Here is an 18343-nt window from a genome sequence, read left to right on the forward strand (position 1 = left end):
ATGAATGACAATTTAATTAATGCTTTAAAAGATTTAATTATTAATACCGGCAAGATTGCACTAGATATAAAAAAGGCAGGAATATTGACTGATATTAAGTCAGATGGGTCAGTAGTCACTAATGCCGATAAGGAAATTAGTAAAATAATTTATCAAACTCTACAAACCTTAACCTCTCAAATAGCTATAGTATGCGAAGAGCAGCCGCTACCTATATTCAGCAGTGATACTTTTTGGTTAATCGATCCTATTGATGGGACATGGAGCTATGTAAATGGTAAAAGTACATATACGGTCAATATAGGGCTTATTGAAAACGGTTTTCCAACCATCGGCTTTATATATCACCCTGAAACAGCAAAGCTATATTATACCGATGTAAACGGTCGGTTAAAAATCGAACAGAATTCTAAAGAAATATTTGTTAATCATGAACCTAAACATGAAGAGCTTAATGCGGTAATAGGTTTTTATAATTCAAATAAAGCTACTAAAGAATTTTTAAGTAAGTATTCATTCGGTCAAATAAATGCAATATGCAGTTCAATTAAACTATGCTTAATTGCTGAAGGAGCAGCTGATATATATCCAAAATTCGGTCAAACTATGGAATGGGACATAGCGGCAGGTCATGCTTTAATTAAAGCCGGCGGTGGTAATATTTTAGATACGCATGGACAAGAAATTACTTACGGTAAAGAAAGTTTCGCTAATCCTAATTTTTTTGCCTGTAGTAAATATTGGTTGGAAAGGGAGGCAAGGTTGCATAGAGACTAGATCGTCATTGCGAGCAGCCGTAGGCTGCGTGGCAATCTCATGAAATCATAACAAACTCCTGAGATTGCTTCGTCAAAACTTGCAGTTTTTCCTCGCAATGATGAAAAAACTGATCCACGCAGGCATTGCCAAACTCGCATCAAACCAACTCCTTTAACTCATAAATTAACTCAAGTGCTTCTTTAGGTGATAGTTTATCAGGATCGATAGTGCTGAATTTTTCATCTAATTTGCTGCTTATAGTAGTTTTATTAGGTTCAAGATTAAACAAACTCAAATTATTTGATTCCGTTGATAAAATATTTTTTCCTTTACCTGTAGAAGTTTTTTCAAATTTAAGCAGAATCTGCTCAGCTCTGTTTATAACACTCGCAGGAAGACCGGCAAGAGCCGCAACATGAAGACCGTAGGACCTATCGGCAGCACCTGATATAATATTATGTAAAAATAGAATATCTTTACCTGACTCCTCAATAGCAATAGTATAATTTTGCAAAGCCGGCAGGAAATTACTCATAACGGTTAGCTCATGATAGTGCGTTGCAAATAAACAGCGACATTTCAGCTTATCATGAATATATTCAAGCACCGACCATGCTATAGATACCCCGTCATAAGTGGATGTGCCTCTACCTACCTCATCAAGTATGATTAGTGAGTTTTTTGTAGATTGAGCAAGAATTGCTGAGGTTTCAAGCATCTCTGCCATAAAGGTCGATTGTCCCTTAATTAAGTCATCGGCAGCACCTATTCGGCTAAATATTTTGTCGACTACCCCTATTTTAGCACTTTTTGCCGGCACAAACGAACCTATTTGAGCAATAATTGCAATAATGGCGTTTTGACGTAAAAAAGTACTTTTACCTGCCATATTAGGACCGGTAATTAACCAAATACGCTCAAGCTCCGATAAATGACAATCATTATATACAAAGCTTTTGCTTTCTCGCTGTAGTGCTTTCTCTACTACAGGATGCCGTCCTTTAACGATATCAAAGCTTAAATCATCGGTAAACTTAGGCTTAACATAATCATATTCATCAGCGATGTAAGCAAAATTACAAAATACGTCAAGCCAGCTTAAGGAGCTTGCAAGCATTCGTAAATAGGAAGCTTTTTCGATTAATTGGCTACAAATATCCGCATATAATTCTTTTTCTAAGCTTATTACTAAGGTTTTAGCATTGACTAACTCACTTTCAAGCTTTTGTAGTTCAGCAGTAGTGTAACGAACATGATTAACCGTTGTTTGACGGTGAATAAATTTGGGATCAAGGATTTTATTAACATTTTTAGCGGTGATATCGATAAAAAACCCTATAACATTATTATGAGATATTTTTAAACTGTCTATTCCCGTTTCTTTGCGATATTGATCTCTTAGCTTTTCAATATGTAATTTTCCGTTATTAATTAAATCATGTAATTGAGCTATTTTCGGATGATATTCATGTTTTATTATACCTCCGTCATTTAAATTATTCGGTGCATCCTCTCGTATTGTTTCGTCTATTAAATTATATAATTCTGCATCGCCTGATAGAGGTTTAATAATTTTTTCGATAAAATCAGGTAAATTAAAACCGTAAGCGTCAAAGAATACTCCTTTAATAATCGTTGCCGTTTCTAAAGTATATTTAATGCTAAGTAAATCACGACCTGAACTTCTGTTCATCGTAATACGTGTTAAGCAGCGTTCTATATCACTAGTTTTTTTTAGAAGTTCTCTAATTTTTTTTACTATTTCTAAGTTGGAATAAAAGAACTCGGTAATATTTAAACGATGATTTATTTTAGCAATGTTGGTTAAAGGACTTGAAAGAAAATTATATAGTAAACGTCCGCCTTGTTTAGTAACCGTATGATTAAGGGTGCTTAATAAACTTCCTTGCGAGCTGCCTTGTGAGTTTGTTACAATTTCAAGGTTGCGTCTAGTAGAGAAATCAATAGTCATATAGCTATGAAAATTGATAATTCTAGGGATTGGCAAATGAGGAATATTTTGTTTTTGCGTTAACGATAAATATTCTAAAACGCTACCTATGGAACAAATTTGACTACTAGATATCTCGCCGATTCCTTTAATATCTTTCATTTTATAAAAATCTAAAATGATTTTTTCGCATTTATTAATCGCAAAAAAACTATCAACTTGATAGGTAATACGAAAATTTAATTGTTTGAAAATACTATCCGCAAGATTAGAAGATCTCAGATTTTCGCTAAGCAGAATTTCACGAGGTTTTAAACGAGCCAGCTCATTAAGAATTTCCGTTTCCGGTACATTAACTACAACAATTTCGGAAGTAGAAAGATCAACATAACAAAGGCTAGCTGTTTCTTTATTTTTCGGTATTACGAGACTTGCTAAATAATTAGGTTCGGCTGAAGCAATTAAATTTTCTTCAATTATAGTTCCCGGAGTTATAATACGTGTAACATCCCTAGTAACTACCGCTTTATAACCGCCTCTATTCTTTGCTTCTTCAGGTGTTTCTAGTTGATCACAAATAGCAACCTTATAATTTTCTTCAATTAACTTAGTTAAATAACTCTCAAGGGCATGATAAGGTACTCCGCACATCGCAATTTCTTCTTCGCCGTTTTTGCCGCGCTTTGTTAAAGCAATGCCAAGTACATTGCTTGCTAGAATTGCATCTTCATAGAACATTTCATAAAAATCACCCATTCTAAATAGTAGTAAACAATCTAAATGAGCAAATTTAATGTCTAGATATTGCTGCATCATTTTCGTTGCAACATCGTAATTATATTTTTGTTTCAACTCTTGAAGATTCATATTAAGCAGCATAATTTATATTATAGTTTGGCTTTATTGCATGGATACCGAATCGTCATTGCGAGCGACTGCAAGGAGCGTGGCAATCTTATGAAATAGTGCAAAATGCCTGAGATTGCCACGTCGAGGCTTTGCCCATCCTCACAATGACGGATAATAACAATGTTTAACAGTTTATACAACTATTTTATTTTTGATAGGCGGGTGCTATGTCTGCCGCCTTCAAATTGGGTAGTTAAAAACTTATCTATAATATCAAATACTATTTTTTGGTCTATGGTTTTTGCTCCGAGTATCAAGATATTAGCGTCATTATGAGCTTTAGCATTTTCGGCAGTTAATATATCGTTGCACAAAGCAGCTCTTATTTCCGAGCTACGATTCGCAGCTATAGACATACCAATCCCCGTATCACTAATTAAAATACCGATAGGTGCTGATTTTTCAATAATAATATCTACTACTTTCTTAGCATAATCAGGATAATCAACGGTTTGTGTATTATTTGTTCCGCAGTCATAAATCTTTAGAGATTTCTGCTTTAAATAATTGATAATTTCAGACTTAAGCTCATAACCTGAATGATCACTAGCTATGACAATATTATAAGTTTTCATAGTTAATTTTTTGATGGAAAATAATGATAAAAATTATATACTATGTAAGATTTGTTTTCTAATGTAAATAATAGTTTTGTTAAATATATGAAACATCCTGTTGTACTTAGTATCGTTATATGTTTTTGTTTAGTTGCTTGTGTTGATCAGCTACCGGCTCCAATTGAGTATAAAGTAGGAGATGTTACTGCAAATAATGATTCTACCGAACTAGATCACGATGAGGGCATGATAGTTCAAAGAACTATGGAAGACAATCCCGTGTCAGAAAAAGTTAGCGGTAGACTCGAAGAGCCAAAGGCAAAAATTATAGAAGATGATAATGATGATATTGAGATTCCTATGTCTCTGAATGAAGACGAAGATGAAGAAGCGATAGAACAATTAAACTTTGTAAAACCGTTAAATGGGGTAGTTATTACCGAGTTTAAAGCAGGTAAAAGTAAAGGGATAGATATTGCAGCTAAAGGATATAGTGAAGTTAAATCGATAGCTGCAGGAACGGTAATATATTCAGGTTACAATAAGCAATTCGGTAATTTAGTAATAGTTAAATTAGATAAAGACGATCTAGAAGTAGCATATGCGAGTTTAGATGATTTATTACTGAAGAAAGGTGATAAAATTGTTAGAAATAGTGTTATCGGACATGTAGAACATAAATTATATTTTGCTATGCGTAAAAATAAAATAGCAGTTGATCCTAATAAGTATATAGAATTTTAAATGGAAGATTTTATTACTCTTACCAAATATGGTGAACCTCAAAATGTTATAGTAAGAAGGAGTAGCAAAGCTAAAAATATAGCCATCCGCATTACGTCTAAAGGTGCAGAGCTTGTATTACCTCTTAAGGTAGAAGCCGAAAAAGGTCATAATTTTTTGTTAAGTAAAGAATATTGGGTTAGGCAAAAATTACGTCGTAATGTAACTGCGATACCAAAAGATGAAGATAAGATTTCTATTTTGGGTAAATCTTATGAAATAATACATATTGATTCGTCTAAAAATCAGATAAAATTAAATGATTCTACGTTAGAAGTGTATTGTAGTCAGGTACTAAAAAAACTTAGTATAGAAGTATTCCTTAAAAAGAAATTATTAGCAGAAATAAAAATAATAGTAGAGAATATATCTAAAAAACATAATTTGACTTATTCCAATATTAGAATAATGGAAAATGTTAGCCGTTGGGGGAGTTGTTGTAGCAAAGGGAATCTTGTTTTTAATTGGCGGGTAGTTTTTGCTCCCTTTGAAGTACTGAAATATTTAGTAGCTCATGAAATGGCACATTTAAAAGAAATGAACCATAGTAAAAATTTTTGGGAGCTAGTTGAGGATATATATAACGAATACCAACCGGCAAAATTATGGCTAAAAAGAAACGGTAAGAATTTATATAGTTATTTTCCATAACTTTATGTCATTCCTGCAGAAGTGTATGGGTGTCAACTTAAGGATCGATGTCATTCCCGCGGAAGCGGGAATCCAATCCAATACTTTAAAGCTTTTTAAAAGCTCGATTTATCTCGCTTTACGCTGGATTCCTGCTTTCGCAGGAATGACATCGGGATGTACGCAACAACGTTCTGCGGGAATGACATTGGAAAGGTTAATTTAAAGAAAAACATAAAGGATAAATAGAATGCACAACACCACAAAAAGAGTAACAGTCCCGGCACTTGAAGAAATCTTATATGAGCCTATAAAAGTGTTAGATTATGGCTTTATTAGAGTTATCGACTATATGGGGGATGATAGTGCTATAGTACAAGCAGCTCGTGTTTCTTACGGTAAGGGTACGAAGCAATTAAACCAAGATAAAGGGCTGATAAACTACTTGCTTCGTCATTATCATACCACTCCTTTTGAGATGTGTGATATCAAGTTCCATATTAAACTACCGATATTTATTGCAAGGCAATGGATTAGGCATAGAACAGCTAGCGTTAACGAATATTCGGCAAGGTATTCTATTTTAGGTAATGAATTTTATCTACCTGAGCCGGCAAATATTGCTTCCCAATCTGCTGTAAATAAACAATGTAGGGAAGGGGATAGCTTACCGAAAGAAGTGGCTGAAAAGGTCCTTGCAATTTTAGAGGAAGATGCTAGACAGTGCTACGGGCATTATAAGGAACTGATGAATGCCGATGAAGAGGGTAATATTATAGATGAGAACGTCACAGGGATAGCAAGAGAGCTTGCTCGTATGAATTTAACTTTAAATTATTATACGGAATGGTATTGGAAGATTAATTTACATAATTTACTTCATTTTTTAAGATTGCGAGCCGACCCTCACGCTCAATATGAAATTAGAGTTTATGCTGAAAAGATGCTTGAGATAGTCAAAGCTTGGGTTCCTTTTGCTTATGAAGCTTTTGAAGAATATCGTTTGCAGGGAGCAAATATTTCACGTAAAGGTTTGGATGTAATTAAAAGAATGATAAACGGTGAAAAAGTTACCCATGAAACTAGTAATATGACTAAGAGAGAATGGGAAGAACTGATGAAGATTTTTGGGTAATGTATGTCATTCCTGCGAAAGCAGGAATGACATACAACAACCATAACGGAATTTGATAAAAAGGAGTATTTTAAGTGAGAAATATTATATATTTTATATTATCACTATTATTTAGCTTTACCAGCTATGCACTTGAAACAATAAACATTGAGCATGGGCGAGCTGACCCGACACCTATAGCGGTCAATAAATTTGATGCCGATAATTCTGCCGCTGATGTATTAGGTCACGATATGGTTAAAGTTATTTCTAATGATTTAAAGCTTTCGGGGTTATTCCGTCCTATTTCTGCTGCCTCTTTTATAGAAGAGAAGACAGGAATAGAATATAAACCGCTTTTTGCTGCATGGCGTCAAATTAATGCTAGTCTTTTAGTAAACGGTGAAGTTAAAAAACTAGAAAGCGGTAGATTTAAAATTAGCTTTATATTATGGGATACGTTGCTTGAAAAACAGCTCGTCGGTGAAATTCTTGAAGTACCGGAAAATCTATGGAGAAGAGCAGCACATAAAATTGCAGATAAAATTTATGAAAAAATTACCGGTGATGCCGGTTATTTTGACACTAAAATAGTGTATGTATCAGAAAGCAGCTCTTTACCGAAAATAAAAAGAATTGCTTTGATGGATTATGACGGGGCTAATAATAAATACCTTACCAATGGAAAGTCACTAGTCTTAACCCCAAGATTTGCTCGTTCGGCGGATAAGATTTTTTACGTTTCATATGCTACTAAAAGAAGAGCACTCGTTTATGAAAAAGATTTAAAAACAGGCAAAGAAAGTGTAGTAGGTGATTTTTCCGGTATATCTTTTGCTCCTAGATTCTCACCAGACGGTAGAAAAGCTGTAATGTCGATAGCTAAAAACGGCTCGACGCATATTTATGAAATCGACCTTGCTACTAAACGGCTTCATAAATTAACTGACGGATTCGGTATTAATACCTCTCCTAGCTATTCACCGGACGGTAAAAAAATTGTATATAATTCCGATAGAAACGGTGTGCCTCAATTATATATCATGAATTCAGACGGAAGTGACGTTCAGCGTATTAGTTTTGGCAGTGGTTCTTACGCAGCTCCTAGCTGGTCGCCTAGAGGAGACTATATAGCATTTACTAAGATTACTAGAGGAGACGGAGGAAAAACTTTTAATATCGGAATTATGAAAGCATGTCCCCAAGATGATGAGAATAGTGAAAGGATAATAACAAGCGGATATTTAGTTGAAAGTCCTTGTTGGTCGCCTAACGGACGAGTTATTATGTTTGCTAAAGGTTGGCCGTCGAGCGCTAAAGCTCCGGGAAAAAACAAAATTTTTGCAATTGATCTAACAGGTCATAATGAAAGAGAAATTATGACACCGGCAGATGCTTCTGATCCAGAATGGTCAGGTGTACTGAACTAATGTCATTTCTACGAAAGCATTGTTGGGTGAATCGTTTTCCTGTTGTCATACCGCGACTTGATCGCGGTATCCGGTTAAAAATACTAACATTGTTAGTATTTTTAGTTATTTTTGGATACCGTGGTCAAGCCACAGGATGACAGTCCAATAAGGCTTAAGCTACTTCTCTACTATGGTTTAAAATAAACTTCTTTATTTTTTCAAAAGCCGTATTTTCTATTTGTCTAATACGTTCCTTAGAAATATTATACTCATTGCTTAGAATATCTAGAGTTTTAGGAGTATCCGTTAATTTACGCTCTGTTAAAATACGAAGTTCCCTATCGTTTAAAATCTTCATAGCATTTGATAGTAACTGCCTTTTACTGTTAGAATTTTGCTTACTAATAGCCATAGCTTCAGGAGTAGGGCGTGTTTCCGGTAATAGTTCTATTAATTCTCCGGATTCTGCATCGTCACTATTTATAGAGTTATTTAACGATAAATCAGGACCTGAAATTCTAGTATTCATTTCAGAAACTTCATTAACCGAAACGCCTAGCTCATCTGCTATTTGTGCAAAATCATCGGTAGTAATAGACCTTGAGTATAAATTAGTAATTTTATGCTTAACTTTATTAAGACTAAAAAATAATTTTTTTTGTGCGGCCGTTGTTCCCATCTTTACTAATGACCAAGATTTTAATATATATTCTTGTATGGCTGCTTTAATCCACCACATCGCATATGTTGATAGGCGAAAACCAAGTTCGGGATTGAATTTTTTTACTGCCTGCATTAAACCTACATTACCTTCTGAAACCAATTCGGTAATAGGAAGACCGTAAGTCCTATAGCCGCTTGCAATTTTTGCAACAAGTTTAAGATGGCTTGTTACTAATTTATGTGCAGCTTGTAAATCATTCCCTTCTAAATAGGATTTTGCTAATAACAATTCTTCTTCTTGCGTAAGTGAAGGAATTTTATTGATTTTCTGTAAGTAGCTATAAAATCCTGATTCGCTAGAAATTGCTAATACATTAATATTATTAGTCATACTAACCTTAAAAACTATTTTTTTTATACTAACACATATATGATCTAAAATAAACTTTTTCTAGAATATTTTTAAATAAAATCAAATAATGTCTAAAAAATCCAATAAAAATTTAGCTTTTTCCTTGCTGGGATTAATAATTAGTATGGTGTTACTCAGTTTTGCTTCCGTACCTATCTATAATTTATTCTGTAAAGTTACAGGATATGGTGGCACTACTGCAAAAGAAACGGTGAGTGTATATTCTAAGGTAAAAGGCACTAAACCTATAATTATCGAGTTTGATGCTAATGTTGATAAAGATTTACCTTGGCGGTTTATTCCAAGGCAGCAAAGAGTGCAAATTGTTCCGGGGCAGAATACTCTAGTGTTCTATGAAACGGAGAATCTAAGCGATAACGATATAATAGGTACTTCCGTGTATAATGTTACTCCAAATAAAGCAGGAAAATATTTCGTAAAAATTCATTGTTTTTGTTTTGAAGAACAATTATTAAAAGCCGGCGAAAAAGTCTTAATGCCGGTTACATTTTATATAGATAAGGATTTTGAGCTTGACCCTGAAATGCAAGACATTAAAGTACTTACTTTATCTTATAGTTTTTTTAAAGTACGAGAGATGTCGTCATTGCGAGGAAATTACGTAAGTAATTGACGAAGCAATCTCAGGAGTTTATTATTATTTCATGAGATTGCCACGCTCCTTTTAGTCGCTCGCAATGACGGCTTTGGAATTATGCAACAACACCGGCTCATTGAGTATACTTGATAACCCATTTACGAAGTCTAACAATCGGCGGAGTATTTATAAGGGCGGTAGAAGGTAAAACTTTGCCGTTAGTATTAAAATTAATTATAGGATCTATACCGTATATGCTATACCAAGGTTTTAACGGTGAGCTATTTGAATATTTACGGTGGAACCAATATAAAGAAGGTGTTATTTCTTCATATTCTATTACTTTAACCGATTGTGGATTTTTATGATATATAAGGCTAAGTACCGATTGATCGGAATGATGCCATTTATATTCATCGTAATTAGGATGGATATTATAATCTTTGCCTGAAAGAATTCTAATATCTTCACAACTTTTTAGCCATTTTTCAATGAAAGAACGAGAAAGCTTGGTATTACGCACAATAATAACGGCACTCCAAATGTGATCGTCATTTCTGCATTCGTCTGTAAGGCAATCCATTAAAGCAAAAGTTTCGCCTTTAACAAAACTACCGTTTTTACGATTGCGATCATGTACCAGTAATATGTCATTATCGCCTAAAAGATTTGTTAAATTACTGATATGCTTTTTAATAACAAATGCTGAATCTAAATATACTATAATAGCTCCTTCTGGTGCATTTTTCATTGTTTCAAGTATAATATAAGGCTTCCATAGCCATAACCCCGCTCCTGCAGGTTCATTAAAAATTTCTTGGTTTTTTTCTATAAACGCTTGATTTATGTGCTTTTTCTTATAGTTAAATATGAAGTCTATACCTTTATTAATTGCATAATGAGTGGTTGCATTTTGATTACGATAAACATACTCCGGACCGTCGGCATAAGAAACTAAATAAATTGGTTCCTTTATGGAATTCTGAATAGATAAATCTACTTTTTGTAACGATAAGTCATTAATAAAACCTTGACGTGCATATTCTAAAATAATCAGTATGAAATAAATTAGAGCTAATTTAATAACTGTTTTGTATAATATTTTAAATAACATATAAGTTTTTGCATTATTTGAAGCATTTTGTCATTCCCACGTGGATTAGTAAATCGTCATTGCGAGGAAATACGAAGTATTGACGAAGCAATCTCAGGAGTTTATTATTATTTCATGAGATTGTCACGTAGCCTACGGTTGTTCGCAATGACGAAATCGATAATTACTAGACAACGCCAATTATAGCATTTTAATATATTAAAAGATAGTGTTGTAATTTAATTATAAATTTAGTATAATCTGCTGTTTGTTTAAGGTTGGTATGATTAATTTAGGGGATAAGCAGTCTACTATAGTTGTCGCAATGTCAGGCGGGGTTGATAGTTCGGCGGTTGCTGCAATGCTGCATGAACAAGGACATAATGTTATAGGTATTACCTTGCAGCTATATGATCACGGTATGGCAGTAGGGAAGAAAAATGCCTGTTGTGCTGGTCAGGATATTTACGATGCTAAAATGGTAGCAAATAAGCTAGGTATTCCCCATTATGTACTTGATTATGAGAGCAAATTTAAAGAGTCGGTAATAGATAATTTCGTCGATAGCTATTTACAAGGTGAAACACCGCTTCCATGTGTGCAATGTAATAAATCGGTAAAGTTCGGGGATCTAGTTAAAACGGTTAGAGAGCTTGGAGCAGATAAGCTTGCTACCGGTCATTACGTACGAAAAATAAACGGTGATAATGGAGCGGAATTACATACAGGGCTTGATCCAACAAAAGATCAAAGTTATTTTTTATTTACGACAACTAAAGAGCAATTAGAATATTTACGTTTCCCTCTAGGAGGGCTTACTAAGGATGAAACACGAAAGCTTGCTAGTAAATTTGGGCTTGAGGTAGCGGATAAGCCAGACAGCCAAGATATTTGTTTCGTACCTGACGGAAATTATAAGGGCATAATAAATAAAATACGTCCAAATAGCAGTAAAAGCGGTAAAATTATTCACGTAAAAGGGTTTGAGCTAGGAGAGCATAGCGGTATAATTAACTACACCATAGGGCAACGTCGTGGTCTTGGTATAGCTTATAATGAGCCTTTATATGTAGTAAAGATTGATCCTAAGGACAATATAGTATATGTAGGACCGGGGTCCGCATTAAACGTGCAGGAATTTATCATTAGAGATGTGAATTGGCTTGCAGATGAGATTAAAGATAACGAAAAGTTAGAAGTAGCAGTTAAAATTCGCTCGACAAGACCGCCGCGTCTAGCCGAAATAAGTAAACTCGGTGATGATAAAATGAAAGTAAAATTTTTATGCGAAGAAAAAGCCGTTGCCCCTGGGCAGGCATGCGTTATTTATGCCGGCGAAAGAGTACTTGGTGGCGGATGGATTACTAGAGAGATAAGGTAATTGCGTCATTGCGAGGAGCGAAGCGACGTGGCAATCTAGTTAGATCTCCTGAGATTGCCACGCTCCTTTTAGTCGCTCGCAATGACACAATTCACAAAAAAATAAGCTCACTAAAACAGGAGAAACTAATGAGTTTTTTAAGGAAGAAAAGTTTTGAATCAGTAAAAGAGATAGGCAGCTCAAGCGGTCTTAGCAAGACGCTTGGAGCATTCGATTTAATATTACTGGGTCTTGGTGCGATGATCGGCACGGGCGTATTCGTCGTTACTGGTATAATTGCTGCTAAATATTCAGGACCTGCAGTAATGTTATCTTATGCGATTGCAGGTATTACCTGTATCTTTGTAGCGCTTGTTTATACTGAACTTGCTGCAATGCTTCCGACATCAGGAAGTATTTATACTTATTCCTATGTAGCATTTGGCGAAGTATTTGCTTGGATGATCGGTAGTGTTATAATATTAGAACTTGGTGTTGCTGCAGGAATAGTAGCTGCAGGCTGGTCGGGCTACGTACAAGGAATACTAGCAGCAGGTGGAATCAATTTACCGAAAGAATTAACTACTGTACCGACAAACGGCGGTATAATAAATTTACCGGCATTTTTAATCTCGGGATTTATTGGATTTATTTTATATTTAGGTACTAAAGATAGTAAGAGACTAAATGCAATTTTAGTTTTCATAAAAATGGTTGCAATATTCGTATTTATACTCGCTGCTGCCCCTCATTTTGATGCTACTAACTGGAGTAATTTTATGCCTTTCGGTTTTAGTAATGTTTTAGTAGGTGCGTCTATTTTATTCTTAGCTTTTACGGGTTTTGGAACGATTGCAACCGCAGCTGAGGAGTGTAAAAACCCAAAACGCGATATAATGATCGGTATTATTGGCTCACTTGTTCTAACTACTATAGTTTATGTAACGATGGCAGGGCTTGTTACCGGTATTGCACCTTTTGATCAGTTAAATAACGATCAACCGCTTGCTTATTCTTTAACTATCAATAATAGCAAGATCGGCTCTGCTATTGTTGCAACTGGAGCAGTTTGCGGTATGATGACGGTGTTGATGATGAATATTTACGGTACTTCTCGTATTTTTTATGCTATTGCACGTGACGGTTTACTACCGAAAAGTTTTGCAAAGCTGCACCCAAAATATGATAGTCCGTATATTACGATTATAATATTTGCTTCTTTAGCCGCTATCCTTGGAGGATTTTGTTCTACGGAATTATTAACGCAATTAACTTCAATGGGAGCTCTTATTGATTATATAACCGTTACAATAATAGTGGTATTATTTAGGGTAACGCTATCTGATGCTCAAAGACCTTTTAGATGTCCTTTAGTATTTATTATCGTACCGTTTATTTTAATTGCTTGTGCATATTTACTATTTATTCAAATATATGACGGTGAATTTAATCTATTAACCGCAGGTCGTGTATTAATATATTGGTTTATTACAATATTTGTTTTATATATTATAAGATCGTTTTTTATGAAAAAAGAGCAGAATTAAGAGGGGGCTATCCGTCATTGCGAGCGAACGTAGAGAGCGTGGCAATCTCATGAAGTAGTACAAAATTCCTGAGATTGCCACGTCGAGGCTTTGCCTCTCCTCGCAATGACGAGTTAGTAGTATCCACGCAACAAAACAAAATTAACCAAATGACTGAAAAGCTGCAACCACTCCGAGGAATGAAAGATCTCTTGCCGGATGATTATAAAGTTCACGACTATATAATTAACAAAGCAAGAGATGTTGGAGTATTGTACGGCTATAAACAAATAAGTACTCCTATTTTGGAGTATACTAAAGTCTTTAACCGTTCGATGGGTGAAAGCTCTGACGTAATCAGCAAAGAAATCTATAGTTTTTTAGATAAAAGCAATGATTCCGTAGCATTACGACCTGAATTTACAGCATGTATTATAAGAAGCCTCATCTCAAACGGATTACAACATAAATTACCATTAAAGTTTTTCTCTACCGGTCCTGTTTTTCGTTATGATAGACCGCAAGCAGGGCGTCAAAGACAATTTCACCAACTAAATTATGAGTATATCGGTGCTAAAGGAGCAGTTACTGATGCTGACACTTTGAAGTTAGCCGTTGATATATTAAAAGCACTCGAAATAGAGCAGGATACTACCTTAGAGCTTAACTCTCTTGGATGTAATGAATCAAGAAGTGTTTATCAGCAAAAATTAGTAGAATATCTCAATGATTTTAAAGATCAATTATCAGAAGAAAGCAAAATAAGATTATCCAAAAATCCAATGCGGATACTTGATTCTAAAAGTGAGACCGATCAGAAAATAATAGCAAACGCACCGGTTTTATCTGAATATTACACTGATGAATCCAAAGAATATTTTGAGGAGTTAATAAAGTATCTAGATATTTTAGGCGTGAAATATAGCATAAATCCACGCTTGGTTAGAGGGCTTGATTATTATTGCCATACTGCTTTTGAATTCACTACAAAAAAGCTAGGGAGCCAATCTACTATTCTAGCCGGTGGACGTTATGACGGGCTTGCTAAAATCATGGGTAATAACGATGATGTGCCGGCTATCGGTTTTGCTGCCGGTATTGAGCGAATTGCTTTAATGCGGGAATATAATATATCTGAAGTTAAGCCGGTACTTGTATTACCTATAGGCAAAAATAATATTTGCTATGCTTTAGAAATTGTAGATAAACTGCGAACAGAAAATATTGCTACTATCATAGAACCACTAGGTAAAATAGCTAAAAGAATGCAACGCATTTTTAATGAAAATGCTAAATTTATTATTTTTATAGGTGATGAAGAGCAGGCGAATAATAACTTAAAAATCAAAGACTTAAAAAAAGAAGAAGAATATATAGTAGATTTTGCAAAAGCTCTTGAGCTATTGAAGAAATAAGATTTTTTATTGTTATACTGTGAACCTTCCATGGTATCCATCAAAACTAGCTTTAAGTAATAAGCATTTATGAATCTTGCCACAAGCTCGGCATTGCCTGCATGGCTCTTATGTTATGCCTGCATAGGTCTTGTTGTGTGGATACTGCAGGTCGTCATTGCAAGGAAAAACTGTAAGTTTTGATGAAGCAATCTAGTAAAAAATTCTGATTTACAGAATTTTTTTATTATTGTTTTGGACTGCCACGCAGTCTACGACTGCTCGCAATGACGGGGCGGTATCTACGCAATAACGTCTTCGCTGGAATGACATAAAACGAGTCATGCAACAAGATCTGCAGTTGTTCACAATGGCGATTAGGTGTCTATACAATAACACCATTTAACCACGATATCTAAAAATATGATTATTATAAACGATTTAGCCTGAGTTATGGTACAAGAATACTATTTACTGATGTAAATTTGCATATTAAACACAATAAACGATATGGTTTAGTAGGTGCCAACGGAGCAGGTCAAACAACTTTTTTCAAAGTCTTAACTAAGGAAGAAGAGCCAGCTTTCGGTGAGATTAACATACCAGAAAACTCCAAAATAGGCTGTTTAAAACAAGATCAGTTTCTTTATGAAAATACTAAAATTATAGATACGGTAATAGCAGGGAATAAGGAGTTATGGAAAGCTTTACAGGAAAAAGAAGAGATATTAAATCGGCAGGAATGTAGCGGTGAAGATGGGTATAAGTTTTGTGAACTTGAACAGGTAATATACGATAATGACGGTTATACTGCTGAAATTTTTGCAGCTAGCTTGCTTGTAGGTCTTGGAATAGCCGAAAAATACCATTATGAGCCGCTTTCTGCGTTGTCAGAAGGTTATAAGCTTCGTGTATTACTCGTACAAAGTCTATTTAATAATCCCGATATTTTACTACTCGACGAACCGACAAACCATCTTGATATTATTTCAATATATTGGCTTGAGAATTATTTAAAAAACTCTTTTAAAGGAATATTAATTTTTATATTTTGTGCAAGAAAAGCAGATAATAGCTGCTCAGAAGCTAAGCGAGCGAAATTTCTTAGAAAAGAAAATAGAAAATATGCAGGCTTGGGTTGATAAATTTAGAGCAGGGACGAGAGCAAGGCAAAGTGCCTCCCGAGAAAAGCAGTTAGCGAAAATAGAATTACCGGATATACAGAAATCTTCAAGCATTAGTCCGTTATTTAGATTTAAGCAGCTAAGCAATTCAGGAAAATTAGTATTAAAAATTGATCAAATGACTAAAGATTTTGAGAATAAGCAAATATTAAATAAAGTTAGTTTTAACGTATCATGAGGAGAAAAAATTATTATTATTGGTGCAAACGATATCGGTAAATCTACTTTATTAAAAATCTTAATGAATAAAATATCAGCAGATCAAGGTAGCTATGAGTGGGGATATGAATCGCAAATATCTTATTTCGCTCAAGACCATCATGAGCTACTTAATGAAAATATTAGTATTATTATTAGTATTATTGATTGGCTTAAAAAGCAATCTGAAAAAAAACGGAAAATACAATTAGCAATACGCTCGGACAAGTATTATTTCGCAGTGATGAAGTAAATAAAAATATTTTAAGTTTAAGCGGCGGTGAGGTGGCAAGATTATTACTTGCTAAAATGATGCTAGAAAAAAGTAATATTTTGGTTCTTGATGAACTGACAAATCATCTTGATATAGAGTCAAGAGAAGCTCTTAAAAAATCTCTAATTGATTTTGATGGTACGGTAATATTAGTAACGTACGATCGGAATTATTGCTCTTTCCTATAGGAAAAAGATTGTTGATTTTAAAGGTAAACATGATGATTATATTGAGAAATACGGCAACGATTATTTAAGTTCTACTACAAAATTATCCTAAGTTTTAGGCATTGCTCATTAAATATAGATGTCGTCATTGCGAGGCGGCGTTGTTGCGTGGATACCACCACGTCATTGCGAGCAGCCATAGGCTGCGTAGCAATCTCGTCAAATATCCTGAGATTGCTTCGTCAATTGCTATGCAATTTCCTCGCAATGACGATAAAAATCGAGTCATACAACAAAGCAGCATCTTAAAGTTAATCACTCCACATTATAAAACTCCAAATGATGATCGCTAATAAACTTTTTTACTTCAGCATGGTTACCATACTCATCAACATTTAATAATAACCCTTGTTCATTAAAATATAATATATTCGTACATAATCGGTCATCACAGTCCCACTTAGCTTTAAAAGCATTTTCCTTAATAAGTTTAACTCCGTTTACTCCGTGTTTGTGATATATTGTGCCTTTTTTTAAAGCAGAAACAAAAGAGGTAACTTTACTTTTATCAAAGGTATTATAGATTTTTTTAGACATTGTACCGTAACAATCAAATCCTCTATATTTGTCAAGAAATTTAGCCGTACCTTTTGTTACTTCCTGATTATCAATTTTAATTTGACCTTCTTTAGGAATATTCCAAGAATTATTATTGCAGTTGGTAATCTTTTGAATGGCTAGATAAAATTCATGTTTCTTTTTTAGTTGATAATATTGTTGAAGGGTTAATTGTTCTAAGTTTTCTATTTGCTTATTATCTGGGGAATAGCTTGCAATAATCCCTTCTTGTTTTTTTGACTTAATTTACTTGCATATTCTTGTACTTTTTTGGGTTATTATTTAATAAGGCGGTAACTACTCCAATTTCTAAGGTGTTTTCATTGCAAGAATCATTTTGCAGAGCATTTTCAACATTTTAGAAAATCTTTTCAGATTTTTCAGAAGTTAATTTAGTCTCGTTATCTGCTATTAAACCGGTATTAACGGCGTTAAGAACCTCTGCTTTTTCATTGGACGTTAGAGTATTATTTTGAGGTAACGTATAATTTGGGTCCACGTAACTCCGAAGTTTTATAATATTTATAATAGCCTTTTCATACAAATTTATTTTATGCTCAGGTATCTTATTTAAAAGATCAGAAGCCGTTTTAAATTGCTTACTACATAGGGCAAGTGAGAATGCTAGAAGTATGTTGTGTGGGGTATCACTAATTGCTTTTAGTTTTTCGGTTAATATTGATTGCTGGTTTTTGTTAATTTTTTTTTATTAGAAATTCTGTTATAAAAAGCCATGTATTC

At 34.3% G+C, this 18343-nt stretch carries 17 protein-coding genes and 3 pseudogenes; 14 read left to right on the forward strand and 6 right to left on the reverse strand.

Annotated elements, in window-relative coordinates; genetic code table 11:
* Entirely contained in the window at window positions 1–777 is a 777-nt protein-coding gene (locus tag MCI_RS05990) for a 3'(2'),5'-bisphosphate nucleotidase CysQ (RefSeq protein WP_014410098.1), read from the forward strand.
* 139 nt (window positions 778–916) lie between these two features.
* On the opposite strand, the gene mutS is transcribed toward MCI_RS05990, so the two are convergent.
* The gene (gene mutS / locus MCI_RS05995; protein WP_041404257.1) at window positions 917–3577 is read right to left on the reverse strand and encodes a DNA mismatch repair protein MutS; all 2661 of its coding nucleotides are present in this window, start codon (window positions 3575–3577) and stop codon (window positions 917–919) included.
* Window positions 3578–3759: 182 nt separating this feature from the next.
* Entirely contained in the window at window positions 3760–4194 is a 435-nt protein-coding gene (gene rpiB / locus MCI_RS06000; protein WP_014410100.1) for a ribose 5-phosphate isomerase B, read from the reverse strand.
* A gap of 51 nt (window positions 4195–4245) precedes the next feature.
* On the opposite strand from rpiB, the gene MCI_RS06005 reads away from it, so the two are divergent.
* The 4 genes from MCI_RS06005 to tolB all read left to right on the forward strand — a co-directional run bounded on the left by MCI_RS06005 (window position 4246) and on the right by tolB (window position 8133).
* Entirely contained in the window at window positions 4246–4920 is a 675-nt protein-coding gene (locus MCI_RS06005; RefSeq protein WP_014410101.1) for a M23 family metallopeptidase, read from the forward strand.
* On the forward strand, window positions 4921–5610 hold the full coding sequence (locus MCI_RS06010; RefSeq protein WP_014410102.1) for a M48 family metallopeptidase: 690 nt from the start codon (window positions 4921–4923) through the stop codon (window positions 5608–5610). It abuts the gene before it with no gap.
* 229 nt (window positions 5611–5839) lie between these two features.
* Window positions 5840–6724 carry an FAD-dependent thymidylate synthase gene (gene thyX / locus MCI_RS06020; protein ID WP_014410104.1) on the forward strand — a complete coding sequence of 295 codons (885 nt, stop codon included), beginning with the start codon at window positions 5840–5842 and terminating at the stop codon, window positions 6722–6724.
* A 74-nt stretch (window positions 6725–6798) separates the two neighbouring features.
* Window positions 6799–8133, forward strand: a complete 1335-nt coding sequence (gene tolB, locus MCI_RS06025; protein WP_014410105.1) for a Tol-Pal system beta propeller repeat protein TolB — start codon at window positions 6799–6801, stop codon at window positions 8131–8133.
* Between the two features lie 154 nt (window positions 8134–8287).
* Here tolB and rpoH read toward each other — a convergent pair whose 3' ends face one another.
* The gene (gene rpoH / locus MCI_RS06030) at window positions 8288–9169 is read right to left on the reverse strand and encodes an RNA polymerase sigma factor RpoH (protein ID WP_014410106.1); all 882 of its coding nucleotides are present in this window, start codon (window positions 9167–9169) and stop codon (window positions 8288–8290) included.
* Between the two features lie 88 nt (window positions 9170–9257).
* Between rpoH and MCI_RS06035 the strand changes: the two genes are divergently transcribed.
* Complete coding sequence (locus MCI_RS06035; protein ID WP_014410107.1) at window positions 9258–9824, forward strand: cytochrome c oxidase assembly protein; 567 nt, start codon at window positions 9258–9260, stop codon at window positions 9822–9824.
* A gap of 97 nt (window positions 9825–9921) precedes the next feature.
* On the opposite strand, the gene MCI_RS06040 is transcribed toward MCI_RS06035, so the two are convergent.
* Window positions 9922–10902 (reverse strand): hypothetical protein, encoded by a 981-nt coding sequence (locus tag MCI_RS06040; protein ID WP_014410108.1) that lies wholly within the window; start codon window positions 10900–10902, stop codon window positions 9922–9924.
* 262 nt (window positions 10903–11164) lie between these two features.
* On the opposite strand from MCI_RS06040, the gene mnmA reads away from it, so the two are divergent.
* The 8 genes and pseudogenes from mnmA to MCI_RS08665 form a co-directional block, all read left to right on the forward strand.
* A complete protein-coding gene (gene mnmA, locus MCI_RS06045; protein WP_014410109.1) occupies window positions 11165–12262 on the forward strand; it encodes a tRNA 2-thiouridine(34) synthase MnmA in 1098 nt (365 codons plus the stop codon).
* A gap of 128 nt (window positions 12263–12390) precedes the next feature.
* The gene (locus MCI_RS06050; RefSeq protein WP_014410110.1) at window positions 12391–13788 is read left to right on the forward strand and encodes an amino acid permease; all 1398 of its coding nucleotides are present in this window, start codon (window positions 12391–12393) and stop codon (window positions 13786–13788) included.
* Between the two features lie 149 nt (window positions 13789–13937).
* Entirely contained in the window at window positions 13938–15182 is a 1245-nt protein-coding gene (hisS, locus tag MCI_RS06055) for a histidine--tRNA ligase (protein WP_014410111.1), read from the forward strand.
* 464 nt (window positions 15183–15646) lie between these two features.
* Window positions 15647–16303 carry an ATP-binding cassette domain-containing protein gene (locus MCI_RS10070; RefSeq protein ID WP_041404124.1) on the forward strand — a complete coding sequence of 219 codons (657 nt, stop codon included), beginning with the start codon at window positions 15647–15649 and terminating at the stop codon, window positions 16301–16303.
* Entirely contained in the window at window positions 16215–16523 is a 309-nt protein-coding gene (locus MCI_RS09145) for a hypothetical protein (protein WP_232202650.1), read from the forward strand. The genes MCI_RS10070 and MCI_RS09145 overlap by 89 nt, the downstream gene beginning before the upstream one ends.
* Before the next feature lie 57 nt (window positions 16524–16580).
* On the forward strand, window positions 16581–16796 hold the full coding sequence (locus MCI_RS10360) for a hypothetical protein (protein ID WP_332248945.1): 216 nt from the start codon (window positions 16581–16583) through the stop codon (window positions 16794–16796).
* Window positions 16797–16804: 8 nt separating this feature from the next.
* Window positions 16805–17005, forward strand: coding sequence for an ATP-binding cassette domain-containing protein (locus MCI_RS10365; protein WP_041404127.1), 201 nt, complete (start codon window positions 16805–16807; stop codon window positions 17003–17005).
* A gap of 118 nt (window positions 17006–17123) precedes the next feature.
* A pseudogene (locus MCI_RS08665) lies at window positions 17124–17269 on the forward strand (polysaccharide polymerase); the annotation flags it as partial.
* Between the two features lie 159 nt (window positions 17270–17428).
* Here the strand turns inward: MCI_RS08665 and MCI_RS10565 are convergent.
* Together MCI_RS10565 and MCI_RS10080 are read right to left on the reverse strand one after the other, a co-directional pair.
* Window positions 17429–17848: pseudogene (locus MCI_RS10565) on the reverse strand (hypothetical protein); the annotation flags it as partial.
* Window positions 17844–18337: pseudogene (locus MCI_RS10080) on the reverse strand (hypothetical protein). The pseudogenes MCI_RS10565 and MCI_RS10080, both read right to left, overlap by 5 nt.
* Between the last annotated feature and the right edge of the window lie 6 nt (window positions 18338–18343).

The organism is Rickettsia montanensis str. OSU 85-930 (genome assembly GCF_000284175.1).
GTDB classification, from domain to species: domain Bacteria; phylum Pseudomonadota; class Alphaproteobacteria; order Rickettsiales; family Rickettsiaceae; genus Rickettsia; species Rickettsia rickettsii.